The organism is Lentzea flaviverrucosa (assembly GCF_003350445.1).
Classification (GTDB): Bacteria; Actinomycetota; Actinomycetes; order Mycobacteriales; family Pseudonocardiaceae; genus Lentzea; species Lentzea californiensis.
In genome coordinates, this window is the sequence record NZ_QQAU01000016.1 from 233,650 (window position 1) to 242,914 (window position 9,265).

Annotated in this window: 10 protein-coding genes and 2 tRNA genes; 8 read left to right on the top strand and 4 right to left on the bottom strand. The window is 70.0% G+C overall.

What is annotated here, in order from left to right; genetic code table 11:
• Positions 1 to 137 precede the first annotated feature (137 nt).
• Positions 138 to 211, top strand: a tRNA-Lys gene (locus DFR72_RS37730).
• 78 nt (positions 212 to 289) lie between these two features.
• Here DFR72_RS37730 and DFR72_RS37735 read toward each other — a convergent pair.
• Entirely contained in the window at positions 290 to 1,495 is a 1,206-nt protein-coding gene (locus DFR72_RS37735; protein WP_090071428.1) for a M23 family metallopeptidase, read from the bottom strand.
• 225 nt (positions 1,496 to 1,720) lie between these two features.
• Here DFR72_RS37735 and DFR72_RS37740 point away from each other — a divergent pair, with 225 nt between their 5' ends.
• Positions 1,721 to 2,662: a hypothetical protein gene (locus DFR72_RS37740; protein ID WP_211335663.1), complete on the top strand. Its 942-nt coding sequence runs from the start codon at positions 1,721 to 1,723 to the stop codon at positions 2,660 to 2,662.
• A gap of 3 nt (positions 2,663 to 2,665) precedes the next feature.
• On the opposite strand, the gene DFR72_RS37745 is transcribed toward DFR72_RS37740, so the two are convergent.
• Positions 2,666 to 3,244 (bottom strand): TIGR03086 family metal-binding protein, encoded by a 579-nt coding sequence (locus tag DFR72_RS37745; RefSeq protein ID WP_090071432.1) that lies wholly within the window; start codon positions 3,242 to 3,244, stop codon positions 2,666 to 2,668.
• A gap of 55 nt (positions 3,245 to 3,299) precedes the next feature.
• On the opposite strand from DFR72_RS37745, the gene DFR72_RS37750 reads away from it, so the two are divergent.
• Complete coding sequence (locus DFR72_RS37750) at positions 3,300 to 3,737, top strand: MarR family winged helix-turn-helix transcriptional regulator (protein ID WP_245983803.1); 438 nt, start codon at positions 3,300 to 3,302, stop codon at positions 3,735 to 3,737.
• Between the two features lie 10 nt (positions 3,738 to 3,747).
• Positions 3,748 to 4,938 (top strand): amidohydrolase, encoded by a 1,191-nt coding sequence (locus DFR72_RS37755; RefSeq protein ID WP_090071434.1) that lies wholly within the window; start codon positions 3,748 to 3,750, stop codon positions 4,936 to 4,938.
• Here the strand turns inward: DFR72_RS37755 and DFR72_RS37760 are convergent.
• Positions 4,935 to 5,561, bottom strand: coding sequence for a TetR/AcrR family transcriptional regulator (locus tag DFR72_RS37760; protein ID WP_090071436.1), 627 nt, complete (start codon positions 5,559 to 5,561; stop codon positions 4,935 to 4,937). The two genes, DFR72_RS37755 and DFR72_RS37760, sit on opposite strands and share 4 nt — an antisense overlap.
• A 99-nt stretch (positions 5,562 to 5,660) precedes the next feature.
• Here DFR72_RS37760 and DFR72_RS37765 point away from each other — a divergent pair, with 99 nt between their 5' ends.
• Positions 5,661 to 7,223 carry a flavin-containing monooxygenase gene (locus tag DFR72_RS37765; RefSeq protein ID WP_090071438.1) on the top strand — a complete coding sequence of 521 codons (1,563 nt, stop codon included), beginning with the start codon at positions 5,661 to 5,663 and terminating at the stop codon, positions 7,221 to 7,223.
• Here the strand turns inward: DFR72_RS37765 and DFR72_RS37770 are convergent.
• Entirely contained in the window at positions 7,138 to 7,491 is a 354-nt protein-coding gene (locus DFR72_RS37770; protein ID WP_090071441.1) for a VOC family protein, read from the bottom strand. The two genes, DFR72_RS37765 and DFR72_RS37770, sit on opposite strands and share 86 nt — an antisense overlap.
• Positions 7,492 to 7,599: 108 nt before the next feature.
• Here DFR72_RS37770 and DFR72_RS37775 point away from each other — a divergent pair, with 108 nt between their 5' ends.
• The 3 genes from DFR72_RS37775 (at position 7,600) to DFR72_RS37785 (ending at position 9,242) form a co-directional block, all read left to right on the top strand.
• The gene (locus DFR72_RS37775) at positions 7,600 to 8,454 is read left to right on the top strand and encodes a helix-turn-helix transcriptional regulator (protein WP_090071443.1); all 855 of its coding nucleotides are present in this window, start codon (positions 7,600 to 7,602) and stop codon (positions 8,452 to 8,454) included.
• A gap of 25 nt (positions 8,455 to 8,479) precedes the next feature.
• On the top strand, positions 8,480 to 9,091 hold the full coding sequence (locus DFR72_RS37780) for a lysoplasmalogenase (protein WP_090071445.1): 612 nt from the start codon (positions 8,480 to 8,482) through the stop codon (positions 9,089 to 9,091).
• Positions 9,092 to 9,168: 77 nt separating this feature from the next.
• Positions 9,169 to 9,242: transfer RNA gene (locus DFR72_RS37785), tRNA-Lys, on the top strand.
• Positions 9,243 to 9,265: the final 23 nt, after the last annotated feature.

Below are 9,265 nucleotides of genomic sequence, written 5' to 3' on the forward strand. Positions count from 1 at the left end.
AAGTTGCGCAAGTGGCCGGATCGTTACGTGGCAGATGCACCCCCAAACCGGTGCTGACCAGCCGATTGGGAGCGCGCGGAGGCGCTGTGCTAACGTTCTTCACGTCGGAAACGAGCAAGACTCCGGTACACAAACAAGCGCCGCTAGCTCAGTTGGTTAGAGCAGCTGACTCTTAATCAGCGGGTCCGGGGTTCGAGTCCCTGGCGGCGTACTCCAGAGAAGCAGGTCGAGATTTGTCTCGACCTGCTTCTCTGTTTTTCGCGTGCTTGTCGTCATTCTCCTTTTCGGCTCAGCAGGCCGCGGCCACCGGTTCGTTCGAGCCCGTGTCGACGAAACCGTCGCTGATCCACTTGCCGTCCTCGAGCCGGTTCCACAGGTCGGTGCTGCCCCAGACACCCTCGACGGCCTCGCCGCGGCTGGTGCACGCGATGGACACCACCGCGCCGTCCGCGACCGTGCCCTCGACCGGGTAGGTCAGGCCGGGGCCGGAGCGCAGGTTCACCGTGCTGTTCGGACCCGCGTCGACCGTGCCGGTGGGCAGGGTCGTGCCGCCACCGCCGTAGTTCGTGATCCGGCCGCCGACGGACACGCGCGTGCTGCCTCGTTGCGCGTAGCCGCCGTACGCCTGCGAGCCTTCGTAGAACGTCCAGCCGCCGATCGTCATGCCGTTGACGCTCACGTGGGTGTTGCCGCGCAGCAACGAGAAGTGCACGTGCGCGCCGGTGCTCGAACCGCCGCAGGGCAGTTCGTTGCCGATGTTGCCGAGGTACGTGCCGGTGCGCACCGCGCTGCCGTCGGCGAGGGTCGTGAGGTTGTACATGTGGTAGTAGGTGGTGCTGTAACCGTTGTCGTGCACGACTTTCACCAACGCGCTGCGGCCCACGACGCAGCTCTTGTAGACGCGGCCGCTGCCGGCGGACAGGACCCGGCCGTCGCCACCGTTGAAGTCGATGGAACTGAACGGCCGGCTGTTGCCGCTGTTGCCGTGCGGGCCGCCGCCCATCCACCACGCCACGTTCACCGGCCACGGCAGACCGAGGCCGGTGGGCGCGAGCGCTTGTGCGCGGTTGTTCTGGTTGGCCGCGAACGTGCGCTTCTCGCCGTCGCTGAGCACTCCGGACGGCGCCTGTGCGGCGAGGGTGGCGAAACCGGTGGTGCCGTCGAGCTCGACGCGCCACGCGGAGCGTTCCTTGCGTGCCAGGAACAGCGCCATGTGCGGTGCGCCGTGTTCTTGGCCGTGGGCCATCGGGATGGTGGTGCTGCCGAACACCCACGCGCCGGACGTGCGGGTCGGCTCGAACAGCGGTTCACGCAGGGTCTGCGTGTCCCACTGCCGTTTCAGCGCGTCGCCGTGCTGCTGGAGCATGGTGGCGCGGACGGTCGTGGCGAGGTCGGTCTCGGCGGCCGTCGCGGACGGTGCGGCCAGCACCGCCGCACCGGTCGCGAGGGCGGAGAAGAGCGCGGCGAAACGGCGCGCGGACAACGGACGGGACATGTGCCCTCCAGGGGAAATCGGCACAGTGCAGGGGTTCGGCGGCTCTTGCAGGGGCCGCCGCGCCGATGACATACCGGTGGTCCGACGCGGTCAAGGTCGCCTCCGGCGGACGTCCACAACTGTGGAAGGCGTCCACAAAACTGTGGAGGGATACCCACCTTCGTCGGTCATATCGGGCGTGAGCAGGCTTCTAAACTGTTTCTTCCACAGTGGAGGGGGTGGCCCGTGGCCGTTCCGCCCGACGTCGGCCACGAGGTCGACGTGCTGCTGCGCGCCGGTCCGTTCCACGCCGCGTTGCGCGCCGCCATCGAGCGCAGCGGCCTCACGCTGGAACGCCTGCGCGACCGACTGGACCGCCGGGGCATCCACGTCAGCCTGTCCACGCTGAGCTACTGGCGCCTGGGCCGCAGCCGTCCCGAACGCGCCGACTCGCTGCGCGCGGTCCAGGCCATCGAGACGATCCTCGGCCTGCCGCGGCACTCGCTGGAAGCCCTGCTCGGGCCGCCGCGCCCGCGGGGCAGGTGGGTCACGCAGCAGCGACAGCCCCGGCGTTACGGACGGATGCTCGAACCCGCGCAGTCGCTGGCGGAGACCGTCGAGGCGCTGGTCGGGCCGTCCGACAGCGACCTGCGCCTGTGGTCGCAGGACGACGCGGCCACAGTGGACCAGTGCGGCGCGCTCCGCTCGGTCCACACCAGACAGGTGCTGCGCGCGGTCGCCGGCAACCCAGACCGCTACCTGGCCGTGTACTGCGCGGACGCCGGCACGCCACCGGAGGCGCTGGGTGTGGAGGCCGTGCGCAACTGCCGGCTGGGACGCGTGCGGAGACACCCCGGAGCGCCGGTGATCGCCGCGGAACTGCTGTTCGACCACACCCTGCGCGCAGGCCAGACCCACCTGCTGGAGTACCGCTTCACCATCGGGGAGACGGGTGCGGTGGCACACGACCACCGACGGGCGTTCCGCTATCCCGTGGGCGCGTACGTGATGAGCGTGCAGTTCACCGATCCCCGCCTGCCGGTCCGCTGCTACACCCTCGCGCAGCCCGGTGTGGACGCGGCGCTGGAGCACGGGGACGAGCTCGCGCTCGCGCCGGGCCGGGTGCTGCACCTGACGGCGAGGGACGTCCAGCCGGGCGTGCTCGGCATCGGCTGGGACTGGTCCTAGGACTCACGCCCAGTCAGGTGACCGTCCCAACGCCGCCAGGATCCGGCGGAGCGGGTCCGAGCCGTTCTCGTCCAGCGCGGGCTTGAACGGCGCGCCGGGCTTCAGCCTGGTGTCGCCGCCGGGGACCGCCAGCGCGATCCGCAACGCGGGTTCGGCGACCTCGGGAGCCAGGCGGTAGTCGAGTCCGAGTGAGCGCGCGACGTCCCAGCCGTGCACCACGTAGTCGATCAGGTGGAAGCTCACCGCCTGCACCGCGGGGAAGCTCGCCCCGAACTCGGGCAGTTCGAACTCCCGTTGCGGCACTTCGGGTTCCGCGAACGCGGCCAGGACGTCCTCCGCCGCCTCGGTGTGATCGGCCGGGCCGGCTGGCCGGACCTCCCAGGCCGTGAGGTCACCGCCGGTGCCACGGGCCGCGGCGGCGAAGCCGTGGTGCTGGGCGGTCATGTGGGCGAGCAGGTCGGGGAGTGTCCACTCGGCACAGGGCGTGCGCCTGCCCAGGTCGTCGGCCCGCACCCGGGCCACGATCTCGATGCTGGTCCGCACCACGGCACGGTGGTGAGCCAGCAGGTCATTAATATGCATGTGCTTACGATAGGCAGGTGCTTATCATCACCGCAAGGTCGCTATCATCCTGGTCGTGGACGGCCGGCGACGTGACCTCGCGGCGATGATCGCGCCGCTGCAGCGAGCGCTGGTCGCCGCCGAGCAGCCGGTGCTGCGCGCGCACAGCCTGAGCATGTGGGGCTACGTCGTGCTCGACGCCCTCGAAGGCCAGCCGGTGCGCACCCAGGCCGCGCTCGCGGAGTTCATCGGTGCGGACAAGAGCCGGATCATCGGCGTGCTGGACGAACTGGAGGCCGACGGCCTGCTGGAACGCACGCGCGACCCGGCGGACCGGCGCGCACGGCTCGTCGCCATCACCGATGAAGGCCGACGCCGTCACCGCGCGGTTCAGACCGAGATCCAGCGGGGCGAGGAACGCCTGCTCGCCCGGCTCGCCCCGGCCGACCGCGAGGCGCTGCTGCGCTCGCTGGCCGTGCTCGTCGACGAACTGCCCAAGCTCGGCCAGGACTGAGGGAGACACAGTGCCCGACCTGCACGCGCTCTACCGTGATCTGCACGAGCACCCCGAACTGTCGCTGCAGGAGTTCCGCACGGCCGGTGTCCTCGCGGATGCGTTGCGGCCGTTGGGGTACGAGGTCACCACCGAGGTCGGCGGCACGGGTGTGGTGGGAGTGCTGCGCAACGGCGACGGCCCGGTCGTGATGCTCCGTGCGGACATCGACGCGTTGCCCGTCCACGAGGCCACGGGGTTGCCTTACGCCTCAACGGTCCGTGCGACCAGTTCGGACGGTGAGGACGTGCCGGTGGCGCACGCGTGCGGGCACGACATGCACGCCACGTGCCTGATCGGGGCGGCCGAACGCCTGGTGCAGACCCGCGAGGAATGGTCCGGGACGCTGCTCGTGGTGTTCCAGCCGGCCGAGGAACTGGGCAGTGGCGCCAGGAGCATGGTCGAGGACGGCCTGTTCGACCGGTTCGGCAAGCCGGAGGTCGTGCTGGCGCAACACGTCAGCCCGTTGCCCGCCGGGATGATCGCGTACGGCAGCGGTCCTCTGATGGCGGCCTCCGACTCGGTCCGCGTCACGTTGTTCGGGCGCGGCGGCCACGGTTCGGCACCGGAGACCGCGATCGATCCGGTGCTGATGGCCGCGCACACGGTCGTGCGACTGCAAGGCATCGTCGCGCGCGAAGTCGCGCCTTCCGAACGTGCCGTCGTCACGGTCGGAAGGTTGCAGGCGGGCACCAAGGAGAACGTCATCCCGGAGACGGCCGAGATCGGCGTCAACATCCGGACGTTCAACGAGCACGTGCGCGGCATCGTCCGGGCCGCCGTCGAACGGATCGCGCGTGCCGAGGCCGCCGCGTCCGGGGCGCCGCGCGAACCCGAGTTCGACTGGTACGACGGCACTCCGGTGCTCGTGTCCGACCCGGACGCGACCACGAGGACGATGGCCGCGTTCGCCGGGCACTTCGGCGAGAACAACCTGATCCCCGGCGCGGTCGTCAACGCCAGCGAGGACGTCGGCGTGTTCGGCACCGCCGCGGGCGTGCCGACCGTGTTCTGGTTCCTCGGGGGCACCGACTTCAGCACCCGCGAACCCGGTCAGCCCGTCGCGATGAACCACTCCCCCGAGTACGCGCCGGACGTCGAGCCGACGCTGACCACCGGGGTCGACGCGCTGGTCGTCGCAGCGCGGACGTGGCTCGGCTAACGAGCCGCGATTCCGTCGTACATGACGCGCCGCAGCGCTTCGCTCTGCGCGGCCTGGGCTTCCGGCGTGCGCAGTGACGAGACGGCGGTGCCGAGGATCATGCCGTTGATGGCCCTGGCGGTGTTGCCGACGTCGAGGTCGGCGCGCAGGTAGCCCAGCTCGACGCCGTGCGAGAGGTACGCGGACGTCAGCGCGGCGGCCAGGTCGAACAGGTCGAGGATCCGTTCGGCCATGGCCCGGTCGATGCCGGGGGCCTCGAACAGCAGCAGCCGCGGCACGCGCGGGTCCTCGCCGAAGATCCGGCCGAGCGCTTCGCCGATGCGCGCGGACTGCTCGCGGTACTCGGCGAGCGTCGACACCGCGTCCGGGGCGTTCTCCGCCGTGAGGGCCCCGGTGATGCGGCCGACCAGGTCGTCGACGACGTGGTCGACGATGTCCCGCTTGTTCTGGAAGTAGCGGTAGAACGTGCCGTGCCCGATGCCGAGCCGCGTGGCCACGTCGGCGATGCCGGTCGCGTGGTAGCCGCGTTCGGCGAAGCAGTCGAAGGCCGCGTCGATGATCTCGCGGCGCAGCTCCTGCTTCTTGCGCTCCGCGCGGCTGACGGGTTCGGCACTGGACGTCATGGCCCAAGTCTATGACCTGCGGAGTCTTGCGATCATCCCTGAAACTGACATACGGTTCCGAAACTGACACTCGGTTCCGCTCAACGCAGGAGGTCGGGAATGGCCCCGCAGTACGACGCGGTCGTCGTCGGTGCCGGATTCGGCGGCATGGGCGCGGCGATCGAGCTCAAGCGGCTCGGGCTGCACGACCTGCTGATCCTGGAACGGGAGGACGACCTCGGCGGCACCTGGCACGTGAACCGCTATCCAGGGCTCGCCGTCGACATCCCGTCCTCGACCTACTCGTACTCCTTCGAGCCGAATCCGCACTGGTCGCGGCTGTTCGCACCCGGTGCGGAGCTCAAGCGGTACGCCGAGCACGTGGCGGTGGAGTACGGGCTGCGGCCGTTGATGCGCTTCGGCGTGACGGTGAACGGCGCGCGCTGGCGCGACGACCACTGGGAGGTCGCCGCCGGCGAGGAGACCTTCACCGCGCGGTACCTCGTGACCGCCACCGGGTTCCTGTCGATGCCGAAGACGCCGGACATCGCGGGCATCGAGTCGTTCCGGGGCGAGGTGGTCCACACCGCCGCCTGGGAGCCCGTCGACCTGACCGGCAGGAGGGTGGCGATCATCGGCACGGGCGCCACCGCCGTGCAACTGGTTCCCGAGCTGGCCCGGCAGGCCCACGCACTGACCGTCTACCAGCGCACGCCGATCTGGGTCAGCCCCAAACCGGACTACCCGATTCCCCCTGCCATCAGGACGTTGTTCGCACGGCTGCCCTTCGCGCAGCGGGCCGTGCGGCGGCTGGGCAGTGCGGTCCTCGAGCTGATGATGATCTCGGGAGTGGTGCGCTACAAGCAGTTGCGGGTGGTGAACAGGCTGGCAGAGCGGTGGTGCCGCCTGCACCTGCACCGGCAGGTCCGCGATCCGGAACTGCGGCGCAGGCTCACGCCGGACTACTCGTTCGGCTGCAAGCGGCCCACCTTCTCCAACGACTACTTCCGCACGTTCACCCGGCCGCACGTGCGACTCGAGACCTCGTCGATCGAACGGGTCGACGCGTCCGGGATCGTCACGGCGGAGGGCAGGGCCGAGGTCGACGTCCTCGTGCTGGCAACGGGGTTCGACCTGTGGGACACCAACTTCCCGGCGTTCGAGGTGATCGGCCGTGAGGGCAGGGACCTCGGTGCGTGGTGGCGGGAGAACCGTTTCCAGGCCTACGAAGGTGTGACGGTGCCGGGGTTCCCGAACTACCTGTCGCTCAACAGCCCGTACTCCTACAGCGGGTTGTCGTACTTCACGACGATCGAGTGCCAGATGGCGCACATGCGTCGGCTGTTCACGGCGATGCGCTCACGTGGTTCGTCGGTCTTCGAGGTCACGCAGCGGGCCAACGACGAGTTCCTCGACCGCATGCGCACGAAGGTCGTGCAGAACACGGTGTTCTCACTCGGCCAGTGCGCCACCGCGCACAGCTACTACTTCAACCAGCACGGCGAAGCCACGTTGCTGCGACCGACCTCGACGGTGAGCGCACACCGTGCCGCGAACAGCTTCCCGTTGTCGGACTACGACTTCTCGCCGATCGGCGTCACTCGGACAGGCACAGCAGGTGCCCCTGCGGGTCGGCCAGGACGGTCCACTGCCCCTCGCCCGGCTGGAAATCCGGCCGGGTAGCACCGAGTTCCAGCAACTGCTCGACCGCGAGCGCGACGTCCTCGACGTGGAAGTCGAGATGTGCCTGCTTGTCCGAACCGGGCCACACGGGCGGCCGGTAGTCCGGCACGCGGACGAACGCGAGCTGGACGCCGTTCTCGCCCAGGTAGGCGGAATCGTCGTCGCTGGAGGTGACCTCCCACCCCGTGACCGCGCGGTAGAACTCCGCCAGCGGGCCGGGATCGGTGCAGTCGAGGATGATCGTGGTGAGCTGCGCGAGTGCGGGCATGTTCCACTCCTTCCGGGTTGGTGCGCCCAGCCTGCGCCGCGACCGCCTCCCTGGTCTTGAACATCCTTGCGCCGAAGAATTGTCAGACCCCGTCTCTAACCTGGGGGAGTGCTGTCCTTCAACGCTCTCGCGGCCCGTCCGGAGTTCACCGTGTCCTCGGTGGACTGCCGCGACGACCACCGCGGCTGGTCGGCCGAGCAGCCGCGCGCGGACGTGCGGCTCGTGCTCGTGCGCAGTGGCAGGTTCCGCCGCCGCGTCCGTGGCGTGTGCACGGACCTGGACCGCACGATCGGCTACCTCGGCTTACCCGGCGAGGAAGAGCAGTTCTCCCATCCCGCCGGCGGTGACGCGTGCACGTCGATCAGCGTGCGTTCCGACCTGTGGCGCACCTTGGCAGGCGACGCCCCGCGGTTCGCCGGGTCGTCGCTGTACGTGGACGGCCGGCTCGACCTCGCCCACCGGCGGCTCCTCGCGGCCGCGCGAGACGACGGGACGGAGGAACTGGTGAGCCTGGTGGCGCAGGCCGTGCAGCAGGTCGTCACCACCCCGGCGCTGGCCGGCGGCGGCGACGAGGCGTTGGTGGCCGAGGCTCGTGGCGTGATCGGCGCCGACCACCCGGCCGCCTCGGGCCTGATCCCGCTCGCCGGTCTCCTGGGCGTCTCGCCGTACCGGTTGAGCCGTGCCTTCACCCGCGCGCTGGGGGTGTCGCTGACCCGCTACCGCAACGGTGTCCGCGTCTCCCGTGCGCTGGACCGCCTGGAAGCAGGCGAACCCAGCCTCGCCGTGCTCGCCGCCGATCTCGGCTTCTCCGACCAGGCACACCTGTGCCGCACCGTGCGTGAACACCTCGGCCACACGCCGACCGCGCTGCGCAGGCTTCTCAGGGCAGATCCAGCTCACCGCGGTGACGTCACTCGTGACCGGCGACACGGCGGTGACGTCGAGCCGGAACTCTTAGTCTGAGCGCCTCAACGGCGAGAGGTGCTCGATGAAGAAGCAGGCCTACGCGGTTGCCGCGATCGCGGACTCGATCGCGGCGGCGGTGCGCGGCGCCAAGTCCGTGCGCCCTGTGACGAAGACCGCGTTGATGCCGGCTCTGGCCGTGGCCAGCCCGCCCCGCGACCCCGGCATGGCGGTGGGTCTCGCCGGCTCGTGGCTCGGCGACGTGGCGCTGCTCGGCGACTCGGACCGGGCGTTCCGAACAGGACTCTTCAGCTTCCTCGTCGCCCACGTCGGCTACACCGCGGCCCTGGCCCGCCGCTCCTCACCGGGCTCGCGCAAGGCGGTCGTGCCCATCGTCGCGGCATCGGCCGCGGGAGCCTTCGTGTTCGCGCGCGCGGCAGGCCCGCTGGGCAAGCCGGTGGGCCTCTACGCCCTGACACTGGGCACGATGGTCGCCGCCGCGTCGACGGCCCGCGGCGCCGGCGCACGACGAGTTCTCGGTGGTGCGGCCCTGTTCGCGGTGTCGGACGCACTGCTCGGCGCGAGCCGGTTCGTCCTCGGCGAACGCGCCGCCCGAGTCGCGTCGGCAGGCGTCATGCCGACCTACGCGGCCGCCCAGTGGCTCCTCCACACGGGGTTCGAGAAGGCGAACGGGTGACCCGCGTGAAAACCGGTTGGAACCCCTGTGCTAACGTTCTTGACGTCGGAACGAGCAAGCCTCCGGCACACAAACAAGCGCCGCTAGCTCAGTTGGTTAGAGCAGCTGACTCTTAATCAGCGGGTCCGGGGTTCGAGTCCCTGGCGGCGTACTCCAGAGAAGCAGGTCGAGATT

Excerpts from the sequence above, each read along its gene's own strand:
- DFR72_RS37735 (WP_090071428.1), bottom strand. The coding sequence starts at position 1,495 with ATGTCCCGTCCGTTGTCCGCGCGCCGTTTCGCCGCGCTCTTCTCCGCC.
- DFR72_RS37745 (WP_090071432.1), bottom strand. The coding sequence starts at position 3,244 with ATGCATATTAATGACCTGCTGGCTCACCACCGTGCCGTGGTGCGGACC.
- DFR72_RS37760 (WP_090071436.1), bottom strand. The coding sequence starts at position 5,561 with ATGACGTCCAGTGCCGAACCCGTCAGCCGCGCGGAGCGCAAGAAGCAG.
- DFR72_RS37765 (WP_090071438.1), top strand. The coding sequence starts at position 5,661 with ATGGCCCCGCAGTACGACGCGGTCGTCGTCGGTGCCGGATTCGGCGGC.
- DFR72_RS37770 (WP_090071441.1), bottom strand. The coding sequence starts at position 7,491 with ATGCCCGCACTCGCGCAGCTCACCACGATCATCCTCGACTGCACCGAT.
- DFR72_RS37780 (WP_090071445.1), top strand. The coding sequence starts at position 8,480 with ATGAAGAAGCAGGCCTACGCGGTTGCCGCGATCGCGGACTCGATCGCG.